General features: G+C 43.5%; 22 protein-coding genes and 1 riboswitch. Of the genes, 6 read left to right on the plus strand and 16 right to left on the minus strand.

Features of this window, described 5'->3' with window-relative positions:
- Window positions 1-6 precede the first annotated feature (6 nt).
- Both sufB and iscR read right to left on the minus strand, forming a co-directional pair.
- Window positions 7-1,443, minus strand: coding sequence for a Fe-S cluster assembly protein SufB (sufB, locus tag ACXAH2_RS09645; RefSeq protein WP_353667750.1), 1,437 nt, complete (start codon window positions 1,441-1,443; stop codon window positions 7-9).
- A 75-nt stretch (window positions 1,444-1,518) separates the two neighbouring features.
- Complete coding sequence (gene iscR, locus ACXAH2_RS09650) at window positions 1,519-2,007, minus strand: Fe-S cluster assembly transcriptional regulator IscR (RefSeq protein WP_475078174.1); 489 nt, start codon at window positions 2,005-2,007, stop codon at window positions 1,519-1,521.
- Between the two features lie 254 nt (window positions 2,008-2,261).
- On the opposite strand from iscR, the gene ACXAH2_RS09655 reads away from it, so the two are divergent.
- Entirely contained in the window at window positions 2,262-2,774 is a 513-nt protein-coding gene (locus tag ACXAH2_RS09655) for a hypothetical protein (protein WP_475078175.1), read from the plus strand.
- 49 nt (window positions 2,775-2,823) lie between these two features.
- Here ACXAH2_RS09655 and ACXAH2_RS09660 read toward each other — a convergent pair whose 3' ends face one another.
- Complete coding sequence (locus tag ACXAH2_RS09660; protein WP_475078177.1) at window positions 2,824-4,845, minus strand: oxidoreductase; 2,022 nt, start codon at window positions 4,843-4,845, stop codon at window positions 2,824-2,826.
- Window positions 4,846-4,971: 126 nt separating this feature from the next.
- On the opposite strand from ACXAH2_RS09660, the gene ACXAH2_RS09665 reads away from it, so the two are divergent.
- Window positions 4,972-5,565 carry a TetR/AcrR family transcriptional regulator gene (locus tag ACXAH2_RS09665; protein WP_475078179.1) on the plus strand — a complete coding sequence of 198 codons (594 nt, stop codon included), beginning with the start codon at window positions 4,972-4,974 and terminating at the stop codon, window positions 5,563-5,565.
- A 13-nt stretch (window positions 5,566-5,578) separates the two neighbouring features.
- On the opposite strand, the gene ACXAH2_RS09670 is transcribed toward ACXAH2_RS09665, so the two are convergent.
- Window positions 5,579-6,250 carry an energy-coupling factor ABC transporter permease gene (locus tag ACXAH2_RS09670; RefSeq protein WP_475078180.1) on the minus strand — a complete coding sequence of 224 codons (672 nt, stop codon included), beginning with the start codon at window positions 6,248-6,250 and terminating at the stop codon, window positions 5,579-5,581.
- A gap of 57 nt (window positions 6,251-6,307) precedes the next feature.
- A riboswitch (cobalamin riboswitch) is annotated at window positions 6,308-6,516 on the minus strand.
- Window positions 6,517-6,895: 379 nt separating this feature from the next.
- Between ACXAH2_RS09670 and ACXAH2_RS09675 the strand changes: the two genes are divergently transcribed.
- On the plus strand, window positions 6,896-8,287 hold the full coding sequence (locus tag ACXAH2_RS09675; protein WP_475078181.1) for an EAL domain-containing protein: 1,392 nt from the start codon (window positions 6,896-6,898) through the stop codon (window positions 8,285-8,287).
- Between the two features lie 14 nt (window positions 8,288-8,301).
- Here ACXAH2_RS09675 and ACXAH2_RS09680 read toward each other — a convergent pair whose 3' ends face one another.
- A complete protein-coding gene (locus ACXAH2_RS09680) occupies window positions 8,302-9,375 on the minus strand; it encodes an FUSC family protein (RefSeq protein WP_475078182.1) in 1,074 nt (357 codons plus the stop codon).
- A 27-nt stretch (window positions 9,376-9,402) separates the two neighbouring features.
- Window positions 9,403-10,767 carry a molecular chaperone gene (gene yegD, locus ACXAH2_RS09685; protein ID WP_475078184.1) on the minus strand — a complete coding sequence of 455 codons (1,365 nt, stop codon included), beginning with the start codon at window positions 10,765-10,767 and terminating at the stop codon, window positions 9,403-9,405.
- A 230-nt stretch (window positions 10,768-10,997) separates the two neighbouring features.
- Between yegD and ACXAH2_RS09690 the strand changes: the two genes are divergently transcribed.
- Window positions 10,998-12,908: a methyl-accepting chemotaxis protein gene (locus ACXAH2_RS09690; protein WP_475078185.1), complete on the plus strand. Its 1,911-nt coding sequence runs from the start codon at window positions 10,998-11,000 to the stop codon at window positions 12,906-12,908.
- A 70-nt stretch (window positions 12,909-12,978) separates the two neighbouring features.
- Here ACXAH2_RS09690 and ACXAH2_RS09695 read toward each other — a convergent pair whose 3' ends face one another.
- Window positions 12,979-13,557, minus strand: a complete 579-nt coding sequence (locus ACXAH2_RS09695) for an NnrU family protein (protein WP_475078186.1) — start codon at window positions 13,555-13,557, stop codon at window positions 12,979-12,981.
- A gap of 266 nt (window positions 13,558-13,823) precedes the next feature.
- Between ACXAH2_RS09695 and nspC the strand changes: the two genes are divergently transcribed.
- Together nspC and ACXAH2_RS09705 are read left to right on the plus strand one after the other, a co-directional pair.
- Window positions 13,824-14,921 carry a carboxynorspermidine decarboxylase gene (gene nspC / locus ACXAH2_RS09700; protein ID WP_475078187.1) on the plus strand — a complete coding sequence of 366 codons (1,098 nt, stop codon included), beginning with the start codon at window positions 13,824-13,826 and terminating at the stop codon, window positions 14,919-14,921.
- A gap of 34 nt (window positions 14,922-14,955) precedes the next feature.
- Window positions 14,956-16,194 (plus strand): saccharopine dehydrogenase family protein, encoded by a 1,239-nt coding sequence (locus ACXAH2_RS09705; protein WP_475078188.1) that lies wholly within the window; start codon window positions 14,956-14,958, stop codon window positions 16,192-16,194.
- 97 nt (window positions 16,195-16,291) lie between these two features.
- On the opposite strand, the gene ACXAH2_RS09710 is transcribed toward ACXAH2_RS09705, so the two are convergent.
- The 9 genes from ACXAH2_RS09710 to ACXAH2_RS09750 form a co-directional block, all read right to left on the minus strand.
- On the minus strand, window positions 16,292-17,470 hold the full coding sequence (locus ACXAH2_RS09710) for a hypothetical protein (protein ID WP_475078189.1): 1,179 nt from the start codon (window positions 17,468-17,470) through the stop codon (window positions 16,292-16,294).
- A 258-nt stretch (window positions 17,471-17,728) separates the two neighbouring features.
- A complete protein-coding gene (locus ACXAH2_RS09715; protein ID WP_475078191.1) occupies window positions 17,729-18,028 on the minus strand; it encodes a type II toxin-antitoxin system RelE/ParE family toxin in 300 nt (99 codons plus the stop codon).
- Complete coding sequence (locus ACXAH2_RS09720; protein ID WP_475078193.1) at window positions 18,016-18,273, minus strand: type II toxin-antitoxin system Phd/YefM family antitoxin; 258 nt, start codon at window positions 18,271-18,273, stop codon at window positions 18,016-18,018. The genes ACXAH2_RS09715 and ACXAH2_RS09720 overlap by 13 nt, the downstream gene beginning before the upstream one ends.
- An 86-nt stretch (window positions 18,274-18,359) precedes the next feature.
- Window positions 18,360-19,346 (minus strand): DMT family transporter, encoded by a 987-nt coding sequence (locus tag ACXAH2_RS09725; protein ID WP_475078194.1) that lies wholly within the window; start codon window positions 19,344-19,346, stop codon window positions 18,360-18,362.
- A gap of 72 nt (window positions 19,347-19,418) precedes the next feature.
- Window positions 19,419-20,060, minus strand: a complete 642-nt coding sequence (locus tag ACXAH2_RS09730) for a DUF998 domain-containing protein (protein ID WP_475078195.1) — start codon at window positions 20,058-20,060, stop codon at window positions 19,419-19,421.
- A gap of 543 nt (window positions 20,061-20,603) precedes the next feature.
- The gene (locus tag ACXAH2_RS09735; protein WP_475078196.1) at window positions 20,604-20,840 is read right to left on the minus strand and encodes a HigA family addiction module antitoxin; all 237 of its coding nucleotides are present in this window, start codon (window positions 20,838-20,840) and stop codon (window positions 20,604-20,606) included.
- Window positions 20,840-21,118, minus strand: a complete 279-nt coding sequence (locus ACXAH2_RS09740; protein ID WP_475078198.1) for a type II toxin-antitoxin system RelE/ParE family toxin — start codon at window positions 21,116-21,118, stop codon at window positions 20,840-20,842. The genes ACXAH2_RS09735 and ACXAH2_RS09740 overlap by 1 nt, the downstream gene beginning before the upstream one ends.
- Before the next feature lie 142 nt (window positions 21,119-21,260).
- Window positions 21,261-21,743, minus strand: coding sequence for a hypothetical protein (locus ACXAH2_RS09745; RefSeq protein WP_475078199.1), 483 nt, complete (start codon window positions 21,741-21,743; stop codon window positions 21,261-21,263).
- 1,249 nt (window positions 21,744-22,992) lie between these two features.
- Window positions 22,993-23,925 carry a 2-hydroxyacid dehydrogenase gene (locus tag ACXAH2_RS09750; protein ID WP_475078200.1) on the minus strand — a complete coding sequence of 311 codons (933 nt, stop codon included), beginning with the start codon at window positions 23,923-23,925 and terminating at the stop codon, window positions 22,993-22,995.
- Between the last annotated feature and the right edge of the window lie 110 nt (window positions 23,926-24,035).

A 24,035-nucleotide genomic window follows, 5' to 3' on the forward strand; every position in this document is an offset into this window, starting at 1 on the left:
AATTCCTTAACCTACAGAGCCTTCAAGGCTAATTTCTAGTAACTTGCCAGCTTCTACGGCAAATTCCATCGGTAATTCTTTAAAGACTTCCTTACAGAAGCCATTCACTATCATGGAAACGGCTTTCTCAGGATCTAGACCACGCTGCTGACACAAGAACATTTGCTCATCACTGACTTTTGACGTAGTGGCTTCGTGTTCAACGATGGCGGATGGGTTACGACTTTCCACATAGGGAAAAGTATGCGCACCACACTGATCTCCGATCAATAAGGAATCACACTGAGTAAAGTTTCGCGCCCCTTCAGCACCTGGGTTCATGCGCACCAAACCGCGGTAACTGTTGTTACTCTTGCCCGCTGAGATACCTTTGGAAATGATGGTCGACTTAGTATTTTTCCCTAAGTGAATCATCTTGGTACCAGTGTCCGCCTGTTGACGACCACGCGTCAAAGCAACCGAATAAAATTCACCAATACTGTTATCGCCTTTCAGCACACAACTTGGGTATTTCCAAGTGACAGAAGAGCCGGTTTCCACTTGCGTCCAAGAGATTTTCGCATTGGTGTGACACACGCCGCGCTTAGTCACAAAGTTGTAAATACCGCCTTTACCTTCTTCATCACCTGGATACCAGTTCTGTACCGTCGAGTATTTGATTTCAGCATTGTCTAGGGCAACCAACTCCACAACGGCGGCGTGCAATTGATTTTCATCACGCTGCGGCGCGGTACAGCCTTCCAAGTAGCTAACATGGCTGCCTTCATCAGCAACAATCAAGGTACGCTCAAATTGACCGGTATTTTGTTCATTGATACGAAAATAAGTAGACAGCTCCATTGGGCAACGAGTGCCTTTGGGGATGTAAACAAAAGAGCCGTCGGTAAACACGGCACAGTTCAAAGCAGCATAGTAATTGTCTTTTTTTGGTACCACACTGCCCAGGTATTTCTTCACCAACTCAGGATACTTATGTACGGCTTCCGAAATAGGGCAAAAGATAACACCCGCTTCTTCTAACTTTTCACGGAAGGTGGTAACCACAGAAACAGAGTCAAAAACCGCATCCACTGCAACACCAGCCAGCATTTGCTGCTCGATCAATGGAATACCCAGTTTTTCGTAAGTACGCAGCAACTCAGGATCCACCTCGTCTAACGACTTGGGTTTATCCTTCATGCTTTTCGGTGCGGAATAATAAGAAATGGCTTGGAAGTCGATCTTAGGATAATCCACTAAAGCCCATTCAGGCTCTTCCATTTTTAACCAGTCACGGAAGGCACTCAAACGCCATTCGAGCATCCATTCAGGTTCACCTTTCATTTGCGAAATACGACGAATGACATCTTCATCTAATCCGGGCTTAAATGTTTCTGATTCAATATCAGATACAAATCCGGCTTCGTATTCCCTCGCCAGCGCCTTATCTATCTGCTCTGTCATATAAAACTCACTCATTCTTGAAACGCGAAACACCAACGGTTTCTATTCGTTTCACACAATTAATTAATCGACTGACTAATCTAGAATAGCCGCACTAATTTTGCTGCTGTCAAAGCCCAATGGTCGACTTTCCAGTTCCTGACGTTCAGCTACTTGCCGTACATCTTTACGTCGCACTAGCTGTTCCAGACTAATCTGGCTGAGAAAATCGTGTATCTGATCACTCAAGTCACACCACAAATGATGCGTCAAACAGGTATGACCACTTTGACAGTCGCTACGACCTTTACAGCCAGTGGCATCCACCGATTCATTGACGGCATCTACAATTTGCGCAACATAAATATCCTGATTCGCACGACTTAAACGATAGCCGCCGCCAGGCCCACGCACACTGATTACCAAAGACTGCTTACGCAGTTTGGAAAACAATTGCTCAAGATAAGATAGGGAAATCCCCTGTCGCTCAGAAATATCCGACAAAGAAACTGGCCCTTGAGTCGAATGTAATGCCAGATCAAGCATGGCGGTTACTGCATAGCGACCTTTCGTTGTAAGACGCATAAGCTATCCAATTAATACTTTTCTGTAAGCCCAAATAATACACAAAACCTAGTATTTTGATCAAGTATTTACCTGAGTAATTTACTTGGTTATTAAATAGGGCGAGCCAATGCCGTGCGCATTCTACGTCTACTAACTAAAAAACTAAACCATCTCAGCTAAATTCAACGAGAATTTTCCCCAAAATCTGTAAAATCACTTAGAATAAACAGCATTGCTTTTCCATCATCCATTACCGTGAAAAAAGAGTTGTTATGACATCAAATACCGATAACTCAGCCGACAATTCCGCCGGCCAAAAAACCAAAAGTGTTCTCTTACCCGTATTGCTTTGTTTTGTCTTAAGCGTTGGCGCCTCCTCTGGAGTAAGCTTCTATCTGATCAGCTCAAGCAATAATGATGCTGAAATCGACGCGACCTTGAGCAAATACGATGCGCGTATTACTGATGTGCAAAATGCGCAAAAAAAATACAGCGTGCAGATAGATAAAATCGAAGCCAACACCGAAGAGCTGAAACTCTATTTACGTCACAGTAGCGCTACGGCACTCAAGAACATCTTGATCAATCAAGAAGAAAATATTCAGTCTTATTTAAAAGTAATGAAGTCCGCCATGGACGATTTATCTCGTATCACACCTGACAGCGCAGACTGGAATAGCCAGTATCAGTACCGTTTGGATTTGGCGCTAAAAAATAGCCTAGAAAGAGAAGATTTATTGCGTTTATTAAAAACCGGTGAGCCAAACGAAAAAGCCTCACAATAATGAGGCTGTTTTATAATGGCCGATAATATAAAACAGCCTACTGGTGATGTTAGATGCTTGCCGCTAGTCTTGTGCCTTGGTTAATGGCGCGTTTAGCATCTAACTCAGAGGCAACACTGGCACCACCAATCAAATGAACCGGTTTTTGCAGGCCTACTTCTAACAAACGATTTGATTCCTGACCAGCGCAAATGATCACATTATCCACATCCAACACTTGCTCATTGCCATCAACAGAAAGATGTAAACCTTGATCATCTACCTTGTGGTATTCGCAACTCGATAAGAAAGTCACGCCTTTTTTCAGCAATTCGGTACGATGAATCCAACCCGTCGTCTTGCCTAAGTTGGCTCCCACCTTGCTCTTCTTACGCTGCAATAAAAAGATCTCCCGTTGCGCAGGTTCAAAGACTGGCTTCATACCTTCCACCCCGCCACGAGCAGACAAGCTCATGTCCACGCCCCATTGCGCCATAAAGTCTGCAATTTTTTGCGACTTATGGCTCTTTGCGTGAAGCAAAAATTCGGATATATCAAAACCGATGCCACCCGCGCCAATCACTGCGACACGTTTACCAACGGGCCTGCCCGCCATCACATCTAAATAACTCAATACTTTCGGATGATCTACACCTTCAATTCCTGGTGTTCTTGGCAGAATACCCGTTGCCAAAATTACTTCATCAAACTCAGCTTGATTGAGCATGGCAATATCCACTTGCGTATTAAGCTGTAATTTTACCCCTGTTAACGCCACCTGACGTTTAAAGTAACGCAAGGTTTCGTAGAACTCTCCCTTTCCTGGAATTCGCTTAGCAATATTAAACTGACCACCAATTTCACTGGCGGCATCAAACAAGGTAACTTCATGACCCCGCTTCGCCGCCGTAGTTGCAAACGCCAAACCAGCAGGTCCAGCACCTACCACTGCCAAGCGTTTCGTTTGTGCAGTAGGTAAGATCAGTAATTCCGTTTCATGACAAGCACGAGGGTTCACAAGACACGATGTCAGCTTGTTTTCAAACACATGATCTAAACACGCCTGATTACAAGCAATACAAGTGTTGATCTCGTCAGCACGATTTTGCTCCGCCTTGATGACAAATTCAGGGTCCGCTAAAAAAGGTCGTGCCATGGACACTATGTCAGCATCGCCGCGAGCCAACACCTCCTCAGCCACATCAGGTGCATTAATTCGGTTAGAGGTGACCAAAGGCACATTAAGCGATTGCTTTAATTTCGCCGTCACCCAAGTGAAAGCAGCACGAGGGACTTTGGTGGCGATGGTCGGTACTCGCGCTTCATGCCAGCCAATACCGGTACTGATGATACTGGCGCCCGCTTTTTCAATCGCCAAACCAAGCTCCACCACTTCTTCCAGCGTACTACCGCCTTCAACGAGATCCAACATGGATAAACGATAAATAATGATAAATTCTTCACCCACCGCTTCACGCACACGGCGCACCACTTCCACCGGAAGACGAATGCGTTTGCCATATTCTCCGCCCCATTCATCGTCACGCTGATTGGTACGAGCGGCGATAAACTGGTTCAAAAAGTAACCTTCCGACCCCATGATCTCGACACCATCGTAGCCTGCTTGCTTCGCCAATTGCGCGGCATTCACAAAGTCATCAATCTGCTTTTCGATGCCTTCTTCAGTTAACGCTTGTGGCTTAAAGGGATTAATTGGCGCCTGAATCGCCGATGGCGCAACCAATTTCGGATTGTAAGAGTAACGACCTGTATGCAGGATTTGCATACAAATTTTACCACCTTCATGGTGCACCGCATCGGTAATCATTTTGTGTTCAGCCACGTCTTTTTCAGAGCCCATAACCGCAGCGCCAGCATAAACCACCCCTTCGGTATTCGGGGCAATACCACCGGTAACAATTAAGGCCACGCCACCACGCGCTCGTTCGGCATAAAAAGCCGCCATACGCTCAATACCACCTTTGACTTCTTCCAGACCAAGGTGCATGGAACCCATTAATACGCGGTTTTTTAACTGAGTAAAACCAAGGTCTAAAGGCTCAAACAAATGTGGGTAAGCTGCATGACTCATAAGCGACTCTCTTATTATTGTGACTGAGTAATAGTGTCATTGCTGCTGCCCGCAAGCAATGTTGACACCGTCAAGATAGATTTTCATTTTGACATTGTCAAGTTTGTCGGATAATAATCTTTCGTCATGACGAATCTAAAAAAATACCATCACGGTGATCTCACCAAATCTCTTCTAGAAGCCGCATCCGATATCATTAAGAATCAAGGCGTTGAGAATTTAAGCATGCGCAAATTGGCAGATGTGGTTGGTGTATCACGCACCGCGCCCTATCACCATTTCAAAGACAAAAATGCTCTGCTTTGTGCCTTGGCTGAAAAAGGCTTTTACGAACAAGAAAAACAATTGTGTCAATTGATGGAGCAATCCCAGCCTAACCTAGCATTGTTTCGTCAGTATGTTCATTTGTACATTGAATACGCTCAACAACACAGCGAGACCTACGACCTGATGTATGGGCGGGCAATATGGAAAGCAGGTCAGCCTAGTGACAGCTTGAAAGCCGCCTCACGGCAAACTTTTAAAACTTGGATTGATTGGGTAGAAAAGCTCCAACAAGAAAAGGTACTACCGGCAGACAACAGCCCATTGCGCATTGGACAAACCACTTGGGCCAGCTTACACGGTTTAGCAAGATTCTATTTGGATGGCATTTACTTAGACAAAGAGGATTTGAGCGGCATGATAGATCAGATGATCAAGAGTCTATGCCGCTCGTGATTAACGATAAAACTTAGTGGTATAAGCGAGTGTTGAAAAGCACTGAATCTTTCAAACGCTGTAAGCTTTTTGCCCCAGCCAATACTGCTAAATCAAGCAATGGCTCTAGCAAAACCACGCTCATGTAAGCCAGACCAAAAGTGGCTACTGAAGTTAGATTTTCAGCGCCAAAACCTTGGCCATAAAACGCCCAAAATGCGACCCAAGCCACAATGCCACCTTGATAAATCAGCGACATTTGCAAAGTTTGTTTGTAACTGATGTCCACATAGGCCGTTTCTTGAGGAATAATGCGCTTTGCAATCATAGACATGACAAACAAAGGCAACAGCAAGGTGGTGACGTTCATGCCATATTGCGGTAAATCAAATGGTGCAAAAAGCACACCTTGCAGCAGCAACCCAGCAGCCAAGCCAATCGCAGCGGCACCAGCACCAAACATTAGGAACAGAGTCGAGCCAAGTATGAAGTGTACTTCAGACACGCCAACTGCTTGATGAGGCAACACCTCAAAGAAAATAAACACCAACACACTGGTGATCAGACTGCGTCCCAATAAGGATGAAACGCCAACTTGTTTAATGACATCAACCGCTGCCTTCAAGGTTAACCCTGCTGCTGCCAAAGCGGTGCCATAACTTAATAACATTTTTGCGCCATCGACGACGCCTGGTTCAATATGCACTCTTGTGCCTCCTCATCATTGTCACACTCACCCGTATGAACAAATTCAGAACTGCAAATGCAGTGTTACATGAAGGCCGGTCTCCGGACTCATCGACTTATTTTCTCTCATGATAACGATTTCCTTCCTTCCCACATTCGCAGTGCAAGAAAACCTCATAAGACAATCGATTTACCGTTGCGGGGGCAGTTTAGGTTTCACACCTAATTCCCGTTTCATCTTCCACAATCACTGTTGCTTCCAACACCTTCACAACCTGACTGCTAATAACTTATTAGTTCTAAACAATCGTTAGAAAGGGTAACGTCTCGGACGAATAGAGGCAATTTTTCAAAGTAAAATGGCCCAGATTTAGCAGAAAAACTAAAAATATTAAGAATCTAGCGCATAAAATGTAATTTTTCGTTACCGAAATTAAGCGATTATTAATTCTCATCTTCATTTAAAGGCAATATTACCCTCAGCCCATAATAGTATAACCATATGAAATTCATGACGATTTCCTTACATTCATGAGCATCTTTGCATCCCTTGCTTAGCAAAACTCGAGAATCTCAGCTTTTCACTCACAAAAAGATACTTTTTCATTCATGGTCAACTTACTAAAATTTTAGAATCTTCTTATTGTTAAGTTCGCGAGTCAGAATGCTACAAAAGAAAGTGAAGATTTTATTGATTAGTCTAGTTTGTGCTCTCGGCTTGTCTTTCCTACTTGGCGAGGCCGAGTGCCAACGATTATCTTCACAAGCCTCGAAGCATTTAGTCAAAAACAATGAGAAACAAATTGCTTTTCTTGAAAACTTGCTCCTCTCTATTACCAAGGTATTAGACAACACGTCTCATTTATTCACTGGCGAATGCTCTACTCAAGTGCTCAACAACATGCGCAAATCCATCTTTAACATAGATGGCGTGATAGAAATTGGCATAGTCCAAGCAGGAGAAATGCGCGGCACACTGATTTGCAGTTCTTGGGGTGAAAGCAATGTTCAAGTGCGGAACCCAGAAGCCCATGATGGCTTTATATTTTCCGGCCCGCATAGTTCCAATCTTTACAATGAACAGATTTATGTGGTGAAAAAGTCCTCGCAAGAAACTGAGTTTAATGTGCTTATTAAACACAAATCCATTGAGAACTTGCTGCAAAACATCAAAATAGACACCCAACCACTTGGCGATAACTTAGCTGCCAATTATCGTGAGATGCCATCGCAATACATAGCAAACCTATATTATGCCTATCAATACAAACAGGATCTCAACCCATCCTATGTCTTTTATTTGTCGACTTTTGTGTTGTCATTTCTGTTTTTTCAATTTGTTTCTATCCCATTCCTGACCTTCTTATCGGACAGAAAAAAACTCAAAAGAAAAATTTATTCAGATACCTTTTTTAATGTTTATCAGCCCATCATAGATGCGCAAAATGGCCAGGTTTTTTCGTATGAAATCTTTACCCGATACCAAAACCAACAACACGCCATTCATCTGATCAACAACATTAAAAAGCACAATCTTTATATTGATCATACCTTGTGGCAGCTCAGTAAATTGGCTACCGAACGCGAACAATTCGCCTGTAAAAACTTCCACATTAACCTGTCGGCCACACATTTAATCGATGGTCGTATAACAAGCTATTTGTCTTCCATTAACCCAACACAACGCCAAGAGATCATCATAGAAATCACAGAAGACGAAGACTTGTTCCTCAATCGAGAAAAGATTAAAAAGACCATAAAGATGCTCAAAGAGCTGGGGTATCGTTTTGCTTTGGATGACTTTGGCTCTGGTTTTTCCAACTTCTCGTACATTTTTGAATTTGACTTTGATTTCATCAAGATCGATAAGAGCATTCTCAAATCCAAAAATGGTGAATTTTTGGTGCCCTTCATTGAGATTTTCAAAACCCTCAATATCCCCTGTATCATCGAAGGCGTAGAAGACCAAGAAGACAAAGACAGAATCACTAGCCTAGACATTCGCTACCATCAAGGCTGGTTTTATGGAAGACCGCAAAAACCAAATACGATATAAAAAAACCCTCGGAATCAATCAGCGGAAGGATGGCGACCAGACAAAGAACGGCGTTCATTCATTCGTGCCTCGATGCGTTTAAGCAGAGAAGTTCGATGGAAAATCGTACCACCAATGATGCCTATGCTACTGCCAATAAAAATGTCCAGCAAACGATGCTGCAGCAACAATTCTGGCGACATATTAGCACTGGTAAACTCCGCCATGATAACCGTTAAGGGGGTGATGAATATCACTGCTGCGCCGTAATTTTTGACAATGAATAATTCGATCAAAAATTGGAACAAAAACATAAAAAAGGCCAAATACCAGTAATTTGGTTGCAACGCGAACACACACCAAGCTAGCCCCATGCCAATCACTGTACCCACAATACGATGCACATTTCTGTGCCATATCATACGATAAGTCGCCCCTTGCAATACTGCCGCACAAGAAATCGGCACCCACAAAGCGTTAACCAATTGCAACCAAGTCGCGATCAAGTAAGACAAACCAATAAAGAACCCCACCAAGGATGCTTCCAGCAAAATGGCATTCACTCTTGGATCAGTTTCTACTGTGGTCTGCGGTAAATCATTCGCGCCAGTCATCAAGCTGTAAATAAAAGCAATCACACAAGCCAACATACCGCCTAACGCAACCATACCAATATTGCGAGGCAAATGGCTTAAATCAAAGGGTAAGTATATGGCTAATGCGGTAACCAGAATAAAAAAGAAACTGCCCGGTGGCGGTAAGTAATAATAGCGAGTTATCAAAATAGCACCAAACGACAACACCGCCAAAGCGAAAGCAGCCGTATAAGGACTGAAACTGGACAAAGCCCCCACACTGAAACACAACATAAAGCCAAAAGAACACAGGGTAAGGGTCACCATACGGTGCGCCGTTCGCGTTTTAGGTAAATACAGAATCGCCATAGCCCCCAAACTTGCTAGGGTAGCCAAGGCAAATTGCCCTATAGCGGCGCCAATAAAAGGTGGAATACCAACACAAATGGCAGCGATAACAGCAATATGCCAAGGACGTTTCACATCGCTCCAAGAAAACAGACTTCGAATTTGCTCTTTAATGGCTTGTAACAATGTTCACTTCCTCAGTTCATCAATTAGTTAACGAAATAATCGCTGCGCCCACACAGTCAGTCCAGCTGCCACACTACCAAAGTGATCACCATCTATGACTGGTACTTGCCCTATGCGCTCCTCAATGGCCGCGCGAACAATAGGCGATTGTACCGAGCCACCTGTGATGTAAATAAGATCAGGCCGCTCTGCCGCCTGTTCAATAGCTTGTGTCATTAAACTCATCATTTTCTGCAAAGGTATAGCTATGGACAAAGCCACTGCTTGACGCTCCAGTTCAATCATCAAACCAGGGGCGATGTAAGCCAAATTGATGTTATGATTTTGCTGTTGAGATAGGGCTATTTTACCCTCTTCTGCATTGCGAACAATGTGAAAATTTTGCTTGTTTTCGCGCAGGTGAGCAAAGCGCTCTAATAACTCAGGCTGTTTAGCGTCACGCATCAGATCTTCAATTTGTTGCTCACTTTGCAAACTGTTGAAGCTGGTCATGGCGGTCACATCATTGGTCATCACAGCATTCCAGTAAATCTGTGTTGGCATTGGCAAGCCGGTTTTTAAAGGTGAATCCATACCAAACAAAGGCATAAATTGCTTTGCGGCAATAGTGATATCCAAATCGTTGCCACCAATTCGCTCGCCAGTGTGGGCAAGAAAATCCGCTGTGCGATCCAACTTATCGCGATAACTTGGCCCCATTCGCACCATAGCACAATCCGTTGTACCACCACCAATGTCCACTACCAATACGGTTTTATCTTCATCCAATTTAGTTTCAAAGTCCAACCCAGCAGCAATCGGCTCGTATAAAAACTCGACGGATTTAAAACCTGCTCGATGACTGGCGGTGGTTAATATCTGCAACGCTTGTTGATTGCTCTGTTCTGCATTCCCCCCTTGAAAATTAACCGGTCGACCAATCACAGCCTGTGTCAGTGTTTGCCCAGCATGTATTTCTGCCGAGCGTTTGACATTCTGCATCATGCAAGTGACCACATCTTCAAAGAAGTCTGTGTGCTGTTTGCGTAAACCAGAGCTGCCTAAAAAGGATTTAGGTGATTTAACAAAATAGCCTTCTTGTGGAAATTCAAAATATTCTGCAAACGCCGCACGACCAAAAAACAAGGCTTGATCAGAGTGCTTAATATCCTCTTCACGGCGCACCCTTTGTGCTCGATTCAACGCCGCTTGACGCACATCAATTAAGGCTTGGCGTTGCTCTTCAAAGGGCATATTATGCACAACGAATTCAGTGATCAGGTCACGATCAAGCGCGTACAGTGTGGATGGCAAAAAAGCATTATCCGCTTCCAATGGCAACAATTTTACTTGCTGATCAGCCATCACACCTAATGCACAATTAGAGGTGCCATAATCGAAACCACACATCATCTGATTCACCTATATAAAGTATGTTTCACAAAAATCAAAGCCGCGCACAGTAACACAGGCTCAGGAGGCTGTCAGCTAACGGGTAAGGCTTCACCCAAATGAAGTCAGACAGAAATTAGGTTCATAATAAAAAATTTCATCATTGCGAAAGAATAATAATTTATAAGGAATGAATAGGGACGTTTCAAAAAAAGAGCACAAGATCAAACACACTTATACTGGAGCAAACGATGCACCTTTCGCTACAAACTAAAATCATACTGCAAGCCATCATAGTGGCCATTATCGTTGCCATTGGAGTCGGAAGCGTCTCCTTTTATGATTTCACCAGCACCAATAAAAATCGCGTGGAACTGGACGCCAGAACCCAAGCCGACACCATTTCAACCTATCTCAACACTTGGTCTAAAGATCGTGCCAATACTATGGTCGCCATCAAGCAAAAAATTGAAGCCATGCTTTCCGCTAACCCAGAAGTCAACGAACAACAAATCCTCGATATATTACAACAAGCTCAAACCAGCTTAAGTTTTGGCATGACCTTCTTAGGATTGGAAAATGGCGCCATGTATCGACACGATCCATCACTTAACAGCGCCGACTACGACCCTCGTGTTCGCAGCTGGTACAAAGATGCGAAAAGCAAAGGCACTGCTTACGTCACCGCGCCGTATATTTCGGCGTCAACCAAAAAATTATCCATGACCTTTGTTGAGCCGATTAAAGTCAGAGGCAAATTTGTAGGCGCCATTGGTGGCCTGGTATTTCTAGACGATTTACTGAGCAAAATCACTGCTATGAAAGTCGCTGGCAATGGTTACAGCACGCTTTTTGATGGCACAGGTAAAATCATTGCTCATCCAGATAAGTCGCTTATTTTGCAAGACGCGACTGAATTATCAGACAACTTAAACAAGAGCTTCTTTACTGCGTCACGCTCCAAGGCAAGTTTTACGAATCTGGATATTCAAGGACAAAAAATCTTAATGTATACCAGCAACATTCAAAACAGCCCTTGGATGTTGGGTTTAATGATGGACAAAAAGACCTTAGACAAACCGCTTTATAATTTAGGCATAAACATCATTATTGCCGTGATTGTCTTGCTGGTATTAGCCTGTTTGGTGGTGTCTCAAATTTCTCGCATTTTGTTAAAAGACTTACGTCGTGTGTCGGAAAGCTTACAGCAGATTGCCCACGGTAACGGTGACCTCACTCAGCGCCTGACCAGCAACTCAAAAGACGAGATTGCCGAGCTGGTGAATAACTTCAACCATTTCGTTGCCTTGTTGCACAATACCATTTCACATCTGAAAAAAATTGGCGTGCACTTATCGGATCAGGCGAATGCTTCCTATCGCTCATCGCAACAAAGTGCTGACAAACTCGGCGAACAACAAGGCAACATTTCTATGGTCGCGACGGCGATTCATCAAATGGCGCAAGCCACACAAGAAATTGCCAGTAACGCCACCAATACCGCCAACAATGCTGATGAAACGGTGGCATCAAGCAACCTTGGTCAACAACAAGTTCAGCAGAGTCAAAACAGCATTCGTGCCTTAGCCACCGACATTCAAGAAGTGGCCGAAGTCATCAATAACTTGAGTCACAATGCGGATGGTATTAACTCCATTTTGACGACTATTTCGGAAATCGCCGAACAAACTAACTTGCTGGCATTAAATGCTGCCATCGAAGCGGCTCGTGCAGGCGAACAAGGTCGTGGCTTCGCCGTGGTCGCCGATGAAGTTCGTGTCTTGTCACAACGCACCTATCGCTCGATTGAAGAAATTCAATCTATGATTGAAGCCTTGCAAGGCATTACCAAGGATGCGGTGGCGAAAATTCAACTCAGCCACAACAAAGCGGAAAGCAGTGTGCGAGACGTGAACCAAGCCAAATTAAGCTTGGATCAAATCCAGCAATCGGTTGCTATGATCAACGATCGAGCCGCACAAATTGCCACAGCAACAGAAGAACAAACCAGTGTCACGGCTGAAGTCAATCAAAATACCGCTGACATTCAACAAAGCGCTACTGAGCTGGTTACTTTAGCTGCCGACAGCGCCACCCGTGCCGAAGAACTGAAAGCCCTGTCTGACGACATGATGAGCAACATCAACAACTTCAGAACCTAAGAATGTGCTGATACCAACAAAAAAGACCTGACAAGATTGTCAGGTCTTTTTTATGTTTTTCCGGTTAAGACTACACCAGCGGAGACACACCAATGACCGCTTTGTGTAAGAAGAAAACAATGGCAAACCAAGACACCATAGCAAACACAAAAGCAATCAGATCGTATTGCACACCACTTTCTTCACGCTGCACTGCATTTTTACGATCACGACGACGATAAACAGCAAAGCTAACCACTGACCAAGCCAACAAGCTGCCAAACAAAATCACATCAGCCAGAGAACCGTTACTCATTAAATGGGCAAATGCCCACAACTTAACGGAAATTAAAAAGGGATAACCCATTTTCGATTTCAACGTGGTTTTTGGCACCAAGGCCGAACCTAAGGCGAACAATGCCACCAGCATAACCAAAGAAGCCACATGCTGAACCACGACAGGAGGAAACCATAACCAAACAGGCTCAAGGCGCATTTGCTGATAGCCCAACACAACCAAGGCTAACGACAATACGGTCAACAAAATAAAACGTGTGCGCCATTGCACCAAACCTGTTTTCTCAAGGTGCATTTCACGCCAGTTTGGCGCCACCACAGGTATCGAATGAACGCAGATAAAAATCACCAAACCCACTATTAACATCAACATGACACATGCCCTCTCATTATCCCACTCGCTATTAAAGCCACCTAGCCAATAGCAAAAAAACGCAGCCAATAGCAAAAACGCATCGAATTATAAAGCAGTTCACCGAATAAGGATAATGGCTAAATTTGCACAAAAATCGCACATTGTTTGTTAGGTCAGAAAAAATCACTAAATGACACGAAAAAGCCACTGAAAAGAGGCATAGGCAACTAGAAAATCCTCTCTTGTTTGCTAGAATACCGACTTTTTATAACTGGGCAGGTGCCATGATCAAAACCCCCTATTACCTCATAGACAAAGCCGCTCTATTGAAGAATTTAGAGAAGATTGCCTATGTGCGCGAACACTCCGGCGCTAAGTCTCTGCTGGCGCTAAAATGCTTTGCTACTTGGTCCGTTTTTGATCTCATGCAAGACTACATGGATGGCACCACCTCTTCTTCTTTATACGAAGTCAAATTGGGCAAAACCCGTTTTCAAGGTGAAACCCATGCTTACAGCGTGGCGTACTCAGACGATGAAATCGAAGAAGTATTAGCCCACTCTGACAAGATCATCTTTAACTCGATTGGCCAGTTCAATCGTTTTAAAGACATCAGTGCCGGCAAAACGCGTGGTCTGCGCGTTAACCCACAAGTCAGCACCTCTGAATTTATCATCGCCGATCCTGCCCGCCCTTTCAGTCGTTTAGGTGAATGGGATCCTGAGCGCATCCGTACCGTTATTAATGATATCTCTGGCTTCATGTTCCACAACAACTGTGAAAACGACAGCTTTGAGCGTTTTGATGAGATGCTGAGCCGGATCGAAGAACGCTTTGGTCATCTGATTGCGCAAGTCAAATGGGTCAGCTTAGGCGGTGGTATTCACTTTACGGGTGACAACTATCCACTGGAGCGTTTTTGCCAGCGTCTAAAAGCCTTTGCTGAGAAATACGACGTACAAGTCTACCTAGAGCCAGGTGAAGCCAGTATCACCAAGAGCACCACGCTTGAAGTGACGGTACTCGACACCCTATTCAATGGCAAAAACCTGGCCATTGTCGACAGCTCTATCGAAGCTCACATGTTGGATCTACTGATTTATCGTGAGAATGCCAAAATGTTGCCAAACGATGGCGAACACGAATACATGGTATGCGGTAAATCTTGCCTCGCTGGCGATATTTTTGGTGAGTTCACCTTTGAAAAACCGTTACAAGTAGGTGATCGCTTGTCTTTCCAAGACGCAGCAGGATACACCATGGTGAAGAAAAACTGGTTTAATGGCGTCAAAATGCCGTCCATTGCCATACGCCAATTGGATGGCACGATCGAACTCGTTAGAGAGTTTGATTACCAAGATTTTGAACAGAATCTGTCCTAATTCTACAGACTCAACTTTTGGAGATAGTCTTACTATGAAAAAAAATGTCCTCATTATTGGTGGCGGAGGCGTGGCGCGTGTCGTCGCTCACAAATGCGCTCAACACAACGACACACTGGGCAATATCGCAATTGCTTCACGTAGCGTTGCGAAATGCGACGATATTGTAGCCAGTGTCCTAGACAAAGGCAGTATGAAAGTCGAAGGCCGCATTCAAGCATTTGCCCTAGACGCTCTAGACGTGCCAGCCACTGTAAAGTTGATTCAAGACACCGAATCGCAAATCGTCATCAACGTCGGTTCTGCCTTCATTAACATGTCTGTTTTGGAAGCCTGTATCGAAACGGGCGCTGCTTACCTAGACACCGCCATTCACGAAGAGCCTGAAAAAATTTGTGAGCAACCACCTTGGTATGCCAACTACGAATGGCAACGCCGTGAGCGTTGTAAAGACAATGGCATTACGGCCATTTTAGGTGTTGGCTTCGATCCAGGTGTGGTAAACGCCTATGCCGCTTTGGCCTACAATGATTACTTTGACAGCGTAAGTGATATCGACATCATCGATATCAATGCGGGCAGCCACGGCAAATACTTTGCAACCAACTTCGACCCTGAGATCAACTTCCGTGAATTTACTGGTCGTGTTTACTCTTGGCAGAATCGCCAGTGGCAAGAAAACAAAATGTTTGAAATCAGCCGTACCGATGACCTACCTGTGGTCGGTAAGCAAACCGCCTACATGACAGGTCACGATGAAATTCACTCACTATCACAGAACCTAGACGTACCAAACGTACGCTTCTGGATGGGTTTCGGCGAACATTACATCAATGTCTTTACGGTATTGAAAAACTTGGGGCTCTTGTCTGAACAGCCAGTGAAAACCGCAGAAGGCTTAGAAGTTGTGCCGTTAAAAGTGGTGAAAGCGGTATTGCCAGACCCTTCTTCTTTGGCACCAGAGTACACAGGTAAAACCTGCATCGGCGATGTGGTAAAAGGCATCAAAGACGGTGAAGAAAAAGAAGTCTTCATCTACAACGTGGCCGATCACAAAGACGCTTACAACGAAGTGGGCAGCCAAGGTATTTCTTACACCGCTGGTGTACCACCGGTTGCTGCCGCTATTTTGGTGGCAAACGGTACTTGGGATGCCAAAGAAATGCGCAACGTTGAACAGCTAGACCCGAAACCTTTCCTAGGTTTGTTGAACGACATGGGCCTACCCACACGCATTAAAGACGAAAACGGCGACCGTCCTTTCACGCTTTAAGCCAAGCTATTCTTTTAATAAGAAAAAGTCAGCAAACAAAAATCCCCAGTGAGCTTTCTCACTGGGAATTTTTTATGCTCCATTGCAGTGAACCAACTCATTTAGGGATGCGATTCAATGAGGCTTGCGCCTTCTCTACGGCTTGCTTTGGCGTCATTTCCCATACCTTCACGAAAGCTTTATAGATACCCCACAAGAACAATAACGGCATGACCAAGGTTTTTAGTAAAAACAGCGCCATCAAATTTAAGAACTTATCCATGGACGCATTCAAGGAATCCACATAACCCAAAATTTTGCTTTTGGCGGCCATGGTGACACGACTAAAACCACTGGTAAGACTTTCAAAGGTGCTCATTTTGCCATTCATACGCTCGGTTAAAGACGCCATGTCATCGACACTTTCTTGTTCTTGATCTGACAGATCAGCCAAAGTGAGACGTTGAATGCGAATCTTGTCATTCACCTGATCCAATTCCGTTTGAATGGCTTTCAAGGCATCTGAGCGATTAAACAAACTATTAAAAGTCCCTTCTTCTTTCATCAACTTCGCTTTCTGCTCGTTTAGCATGGCTTTTTCTTCATTAAGTTCTGCTAAGGCTTCACGCAACAATGACATTTGCGCTAACAGAGCATCATGCTTTAGCTTTTCTTCTTGCAAATCTAACGCCGCTTGAGCTTTTAGCTCTGCGGTCAAATCCAATGACTGATCCAATTGATTGGGGGAAACGGGAAACGCCTCCAGCGCCAAATTATTTTGCGCTATGCGTGGCTCAACAAAGGCACTGTCCATCCAACCGCTTGCTAACGCCACTAAGGCAATGGAAAACTTACACAGACAAGCAAATAGAAACACTCGATAAATCACCACCAAGCCACTGAGAGAAAAGTAATAGCAAACTAAGTAGAGCACGCCAGACACACTAATAAAGACTTTGAAATACAGAGTTTGGAAGATTTCCACGAGAAATTTTTGGATCAATAAGGACGAAATGGCGTACTTCATAATGGACGAAAAGTCTTCCACCAAATCATTCAGTGGATCTAGCATTTCACCAATCTGAATCGAGCCGACGATGGGAACATTGAGTGTGACGGTCGACAGCACTGACACAGTAGCATTGAACAATCTAGCCAAGCCAAACGACACAGAAGACGTCACCAACGAGGCATTAATGTAGTCTTCGGCATAACTGTCTACCACTCCGACCCAAGCCAGCACAATCACCACTGACACAAATAACAAAGCGCGCCACCTTGTAATCCACTGCACCATACCCTTCCCTTCACATCGTATTTTTGCGATCTAAGATAAGGACATTAGCGTAATTTTTAATCGATTGCGAAGCATACGAGGGGTTTTATGAACGGCTGAGGAAAATGGCTACATCATTGCCCATTTGGAACTTTTTAATTTCAGTTGTAGGTAGGGCTAACTTTAAAATAAGGGGCGCAGACGGGTGGGCTAAAATACGAGCGAAGCGGAACCGAGACAACGGTTACGAAACCGACTTAATGGCTTTGTTAGCCGTACTTAACTGGTAAGTAGAAACTTTCTTAAGTCCCGTTCTTGACGCATGACATGCAGAATATATACACGGTCATTTTCAACTTTATAGAATACGCGGCAAGGGTTAATAACTAACTCCCTATAACTGAAACTGGGTAATTCCGATGGGACTTTACCAGATTCAGGATACTCCTCTAATCTTGTCACTTTATCAAAAACGGTTTGAACTAATTTTTTGGCCGCTGCAGAGTTACTTAAACTTATATATTCGGCAATTTCGTTCAAGTTATTTAGCGCAGGAGCAGTCCAAATTATTTCAGCCATTTTTCCATTTTCTCTTTCGCTCGCTCATTCGAAAATGTATGGCCATCTTTAATTGCTTTCTCGCCGCGAACAAGTGATTCAAGCAATTCCATTCTTTGTTGCATAAACTCAAAATCATCAACATCGACAAGGTACGCAGAAGGCTGACCATGCTCGGTGATCAAAACAGGTTCTTTTGAGGAGTGTAGATCCGCTAAAATTTTTGTTGCTTGGCGCTTGAGTGTAGTAACTAATTCAACTTTCATGACAGAGCCTAAAATCAAAGGATTAGAAGTATCACTATAGTATCACAAGAGCTTGAGTGATCAACTTGTACGGCTAACGCCAAACATCAGCGGCGCGGCGTCGTCGTCGCGTCCGACAGCATACGTTTGTTAGGCGGATCATGACGCTTTGTCTTTGAGCGAACAGCAAGAACCCCTGCAAACACGATTAGGAACATGCCAACCGCACCAACAAAACTTGGGATCTCTTGAAACATGACTATACCCCAGAGGACAGCGAACGCTACATAAGCAAAATCGAAGGTCGCGATTGTAGCTGGCGTGCCGTTTTGATAAGCGTACGCCGCCCCTATGCTCCCGACCAGTATTGCTACCGAGAGAACAGCAATGACCGACCATTCTTTTATACCCATCTCCGACCAGAGGCCAATAAGGAACACCTGACCCTCAGTCATCTGTGGACTTTGTTGGGTCAACAACAACGCCAAGGATATCACTGCACCGAAGACGAACATCACAAGGTTCAGCCAGAGAGAAAGCACGAGTACATTCTCCGACTTGCAATGAGATCGAGTGAGTATCATCGCCAAGGCATATAAGATAGCGGATGAAACTGGGAGGAGAGCATACCAGTTGAAATCCTCGATTCGCGGCTGAAGTACCAAAATAACCCCAATGAACCCAAGCGCTATCGCTAGCCATCCAATCTTGCCGATAGTATCTCCAAGAAACGCAGCAGCGAAGATCGTGATAAAAAGTGGCAACGTGTAGTATGCAGCTGCCGCTACTGACAAGTTGATATGAGGAAGCGAGGCATAGTAGGTGACCCACATTATCGTCAGCATCAAGCTTCGCAACAACGTCCACCAAAAATGTTTCGGCAGGATTGACGCATGCCATTGACGAGATTTGAGCGTCAAGACAAGAATAGATACAACGACCGCAGAGCGCAAAACGAAAATTTGCCAAAGTGTAAAACTGGCACTTACTCCCTTGATGATTGCATCTCCAAGCGCAAGTGCGAACACGGTAAAGATGATCGTAACGACAGCGGATCGAGTCCTATCGGATGCATATTTTATTTCTATTGCCATAGCCTCCTAACGCCCTATTAATGGGCTAAAAATGGTGGGCTAAAATGGAGCGAAGCGAACAGCCCGCTGTTTTTAGTCCTTGTTGATTTGCTTGTTAGGCAAATATTTACTCAAACTGTATCCAAGGAAAATAAGCCATAAATACATTGTAAGCTCTAAAATACGTTGATTTAACCCTACCGCTTTTGAACTCGGGTCTAAATTTAAAAAAGCGAACAGAGCTAATATAGCAGCTACATAACCCGTAAATTTAAATGTCTTTGATTTTGACCATGACATAGAATCTGAAGATATACAGAATATTGCGATAATCCCGCATATGTAACCAGGAAAAGCTGAAGCCATATGAATATTGTGAGATATTGTTGGCACATCAGGTTTACACTCAAAGTCACATGGGAAAATAGCTGCTATGCCAAGGGTAATACCGTAGATTGCAATAAATATAAGTCCAATGGTATTCGACTTTGTACGGGGTAATACAGAATAACTAATAGATACAAAACCAAATATGAATAATTCAGTGGGGATAAACCCTAAATAATTTACATAAACCCCATAAGGTGATCCCGTTGCCCCCAATTCACTTATAAATTGAGCAATATGGCTGTATTCAGGATAAAAGTGACCAGCTATAAAAATAGTACTAGTAAACCAAAGGAAACTAAATATAGGTAACGCTAAAAGTAAATATCTACTATTCAAAGTGCCCACCCTTGTTTATTCGCCTAACATTTTTAATAATGCGCATGCGCGTTTAGACAATTCATAAGTATCGCCAATACCTTTATAAGTAGCTGAAAATTAATGCTTTTATAAAGGTATTCACAAAATCCAAGTCTGGAAAAACGAGCATGCGAATTTACACATTTATCCACAACGCGTTATTTTTGCTACGGATATTCTTATCCATTGATACTAAAAGACTTTTTTATTTTTCTACCAGCGCAAACGCGCAATACTGTGATTATTTTTTAGACAAAGCGAGCCACCTTGTAACCCACTGCACCATACCCTTCCCTTCATATCGTATTTTTGCGGTCTAAGATAAGGACATTAGCGTAATTTTTAATCGATTGCGAAGCATACGAGGGGTTTTATGAACTGCTGAGTAAAATGGCTAAATCATTGCCCATTAGAAACTATTTAATTTCAGTTGTTGGTGGGGGCGAACTGAATTTTTTTGTTATGCGCGTTTTATACCGCAGCCATATTATACGGTGAGACATATAAAGAGCTCTGGTGTTGCCTTGTTTGTCACAAGTCAAAAGCGTTTTGTAAACGAAGCCAATGGGCCGCTGATGGCTTACCGAAAACGAGTTCAAGACGGAGAGCCATCTCTGGGGTAATAGCCCCTTTACCATTAAGAACTTTCGATAGTGTTTTACGGCTCACATTTAAATGCTGCGCTACATCAGTAATCGTAAGGTCTAGAGCATCAATAATAAGATCTTTGAGTATCTCACCGGGATGCGCAGGGTTATGCATATTCATTAGTGATAATCCTCGTAATTAACAATTTCAACATCTCGTCCAACAAAGCGGTATGTCATTCTCCCGTACCCACTTACCCGGACAGACCAAATATCATTTCTATTGTCTTTAAGTTTATGCATGTAAAGGCCAGGTAAATCCATGTCATCAGGTGTTTCGGCTTGATCGAGATTCGACAAAATAAGACGAAGCTTATTCTCGTGCTTTTTCTGAATTCCTGGTGTGGTTCCTTTAGCGTAAAACTTCTGAAGGCCTTTATGTATAAAACTCTTAATCATGATTTCATCGTAACCCTTTGGGTTACAAATGGTCAGCGTGATTTTTGAGCGTATAACGCCTCAAACACCAGTTTGGTGAAGTTTGCGGCTTTTTTGGAACAAAAAAGGTGACAGCTTTGCCAAGTCCGAGTGCTTTGATTTGTTAAACGTTGGCTGGCACATTGCTGATCCCATTTTCATCTAGTGCATTAAAAATAGTGAGATAGCCATTTTCTAGCTCAAAATCTAAGCTATTTATCATGGGAATTACTTTATCCTCCAAAGTCATAGAAGACATTCCAAGCTTTACTGATTTAATGCGTTTCCCGATTGCGCTTTGTAGAGCAGACAATGCATCTTTCTTGTACGGAATAAGCTCATCACCTGAAATACAATTGTCTATATCTATCTGGTTTTTGGTAATAGAAAGGCTATCGAACTTCTTCCAGCATACCTCAAACTGAACCCCGTCGATTTTAATAATTATGGGAAAGTCTTCGTACCATTCGTCGTCTGGCACGTACCAGCCCACATAGGCTGACTCAATGGTTTTGCCAACCCATAGTCGAGCGAAAGCTTGAATAAGTGCCTCTGCCTTTTCTTTGTCCTCTACCCATTCAGGGTTGTAATTTTGAATCCATGACATAGCTATGATTGACGTTTAACATCTATGGACACCCCGATTTTTGCAAGCAAAATCAAGCTTTAACAAGAGTAGTTTTGTAGCCATCTATTCGGATTTTTAGTAAAGCCTTTTTAGCTTTTATCCCTGATGCTTTACTAATTCAAAATGGCGCTGACTTGGTTCTAATCATTTTGGCGTTTTCAACGAAACGATGTTAGTCCCAGAATTTCCAAGTCACGGTCTTACCTATCTTGCCATCACTCTTTGTTACTAAGCAAAACTTGGTGTATCACTCTTTAAAATTTAGATCGTTTGAGCATGATATTTTTGATCTAGTGCAAGTATCACCCAAACAACTCGAACTAACTTATTCGCTAACGAAACAACAACCTTGTTTTTATGCATTCTAGTTAACAGGTTGGTAATCCATTCATAATAAGGTTTCCCCAACTTTATATGTCGTATTACTGCTCTCACTCCATGAATAAACAAAAGTTCAATTTTACTTAAAGATTTGAGTGCTTGTTAAGGTATCAATAAAATCCAAATCTGGAAAACAAACGTGCGAATTTAAATTAGAAGGGAGTGAATAAAAGGCTGGAAAACTCCTTATCAATACATTCGTACATCCCTTACGTTCACTTCATATTAGAACAGCGTTTTGGCGTTTCCAAAGAGAATTGCAGTTTTTTTCGATAGGCGAAATCAGAGCTACTTTTCGTTGTTGGCGGTGAGCTGATTTGTGGTTGCTGGACTAACCCCATCCTCACCTTCCCCTTGAAGACATAATGGGAAGGAACACGAGACTTTGTCAGATGTGAAACGCTTTTAACGTAAAAAGAGATAATTCGCTTCATGAGGTAACCCTCGACACGTTCCTGAATGTGCGAAAGGACTCAAAAGATTTTTTGGTTACTTTTGCATCGTTTGGCAAAAGTTACCCGCTCAGCAGAGCGGAATAATGCTCCCCCAACCAAAGCCAATCAGAAGCACATAATCAAATCTCGGGAAAGAAGAACAAAAGATAACTCCCCAACCAAAGCCAATCCGAGGAAACTAACTAAATATCGGGCAAGAAGAACAAAAGAAAAATCCCACCTTTTGAAAAGGGGAAGGCACATGAGTTTTTGTCAGATCTAAAACACTTTTAAACGTAAAAAGAGATATTGAGCCTAGCAACCAAACACTCTCGACACGTGCGAATACGCTTTCATTGCAAAAATATGCTCTTTTTTAGAGTGTTTACGTCAAGCTGATTCAAAAGCAGCACTTAATAGCCACGCCTTGCATCAATCAGGTTAAGAGGTGTTTGCCCATTCGCCAATCGGTTTGCGTTACGCACCAACTGATGAATAATTTCCGGTTTGGATGCATCAGAAGCCACATGTGGTGTGATGATGACCCCCTTGGTTTTCCATAAAGGGTCTGACGAGGGTAAGGGTTCAACAGGAAAAACATCCAGTAAAGCGCCACGTACATGTTCTAATTCAATCGCTGCTATTAAATCACTCGCTACCAGATGCCCACCTCGACCACAATTAATTAGGTACGCGCCCTTTGGCAACTGTGCCATCAAATCCCGATTCAAGATGCCTTGAGTGTGTTGATTCAAGGGCAGCAAATTAATCAACACATCCGTCTGTTGTAACATTTGCGTCAATCCATCTTCGCCACAAAAACAAGACACCTGATCAAGGCTTTTCTGTGACCGTGACCACCCCATTGTACGGTAGCCAAACTGAGCCAATTGTTGTGCAACAAAACCGCCCAATTCGCCCATTCCTAATATTCCCACCCGCACCGCAGAAGCCGTTTTCATAGGGTAGCGTTGCCAGTTTTGCGACGCCTGCTCCATGATTGCTTTATCAAAATTACGCTGTACATGTAATATGCCGTAAAGAGCGTATTCAAACATCGCCCATTTTTGCCCATCATCAACCACTCGGCAGACCGGCGTTGAGGAAGTTAAAATGTTCTCTGGAATATGATCAACACCGGCACCGACAGAATGCACCAATTGAATGTTAGGAAAGCGCTCTAATAAGTCTTGTTGCGGTGCCCAGCATGCTGCCACCCTCGCCTTTTGTGCCCCCTCATCTTCAGGTAAATAGGCCGCAACCTCGGGATACAGTTGACCGCAGAGTGCCACCAACGCCTTTGAGTAATTAGGGGAATTGGTGGCAAATACAATAGCAAGGCTCATAACAGGCTCTCTTCAACAATGCGTTTTCACCCTTCAACTGGAGACAGAAAAGGATGCAAACAATGACTTTTAAGGCAATATGATAGCCTTCAAATGTCAGCTTTTTAAGG

The organism is Marinomonas sp. ABL3_031 (assembly GCF_056161265.1).

Coding starts and splice junctions, on each gene's coding strand:
- sufB (WP_353667750.1), bottom strand. CDS start 1,443: ATGACAGAGCAGATAGATAAGGCGCTGGCGAGGGAATACGAAGCCGGA.
- iscR (WP_475078174.1), bottom strand. CDS start 2,007: ATGCGTCTTACAACGAAAGGTCGCTATGCAGTAACCGCCATGCTTGAT.
- ACXAH2_RS09655 (WP_475078175.1), top strand. CDS start 2,262: ATGACATCAAATACCGATAACTCAGCCGACAATTCCGCCGGCCAAAAA.
- ACXAH2_RS09660 (WP_475078177.1), bottom strand. CDS start 4,845: ATGAGTCATGCAGCTTACCCACATTTGTTTGAGCCTTTAGACCTTGGT.
- ACXAH2_RS09665 (WP_475078179.1), top strand. CDS start 4,972: ATGACGAATCTAAAAAAATACCATCACGGTGATCTCACCAAATCTCTT.
- ACXAH2_RS09675 (WP_475078181.1), top strand. CDS start 6,896: ATGCTACAAAAGAAAGTGAAGATTTTATTGATTAGTCTAGTTTGTGCT.
- yegD (WP_475078184.1), bottom strand. CDS start 10,767: ATGATGTGTGGTTTCGATTATGGCACCTCTAATTGTGCATTAGGTGTG.
- ACXAH2_RS09690 (WP_475078185.1), top strand. CDS start 10,998: ATGCACCTTTCGCTACAAACTAAAATCATACTGCAAGCCATCATAGTG.
- ACXAH2_RS09695 (WP_475078186.1), bottom strand. CDS start 13,557: ATGTTGATGTTAATAGTGGGTTTGGTGATTTTTATCTGCGTTCATTCG.
- nspC (WP_475078187.1), top strand. CDS start 13,824: ATGATCAAAACCCCCTATTACCTCATAGACAAAGCCGCTCTATTGAAG.
- ACXAH2_RS09705 (WP_475078188.1), top strand. CDS start 14,956: ATGAAAAAAAATGTCCTCATTATTGGTGGCGGAGGCGTGGCGCGTGTC.
- ACXAH2_RS09710 (WP_475078189.1), bottom strand. CDS start 17,470: ATGGTGCAGTGGATTACAAGGTGGCGCGCTTTGTTATTTGTGTCAGTG.
- ACXAH2_RS09715 (WP_475078191.1), bottom strand. CDS start 18,028: ATGGCTGAAATAATTTGGACTGCTCCTGCGCTAAATAACTTGAACGAA.
- ACXAH2_RS09720 (WP_475078193.1), bottom strand. CDS start 18,273: ATGAAAGTTGAATTAGTTACTACACTCAAGCGCCAAGCAACAAAAATT.
- ACXAH2_RS09725 (WP_475078194.1), bottom strand. CDS start 19,346: ATGGCAATAGAAATAAAATATGCATCCGATAGGACTCGATCCGCTGTC.
- ACXAH2_RS09735 (WP_475078196.1), bottom strand. CDS start 20,840: ATGAATATGCATAACCCTGCGCATCCCGGTGAGATACTCAAAGATCTT.
- ACXAH2_RS09740 (WP_475078198.1), bottom strand. CDS start 21,118: ATGATTAAGAGTTTTATACATAAAGGCCTTCAGAAGTTTTACGCTAAA.
- ACXAH2_RS09745 (WP_475078199.1), bottom strand. CDS start 21,743: ATGTCATGGATTCAAAATTACAACCCTGAATGGGTAGAGGACAAAGAA.
- ACXAH2_RS09750 (WP_475078200.1), bottom strand. CDS start 23,925: ATGAGCCTTGCTATTGTATTTGCCACCAATTCCCCTAATTACTCAAAG.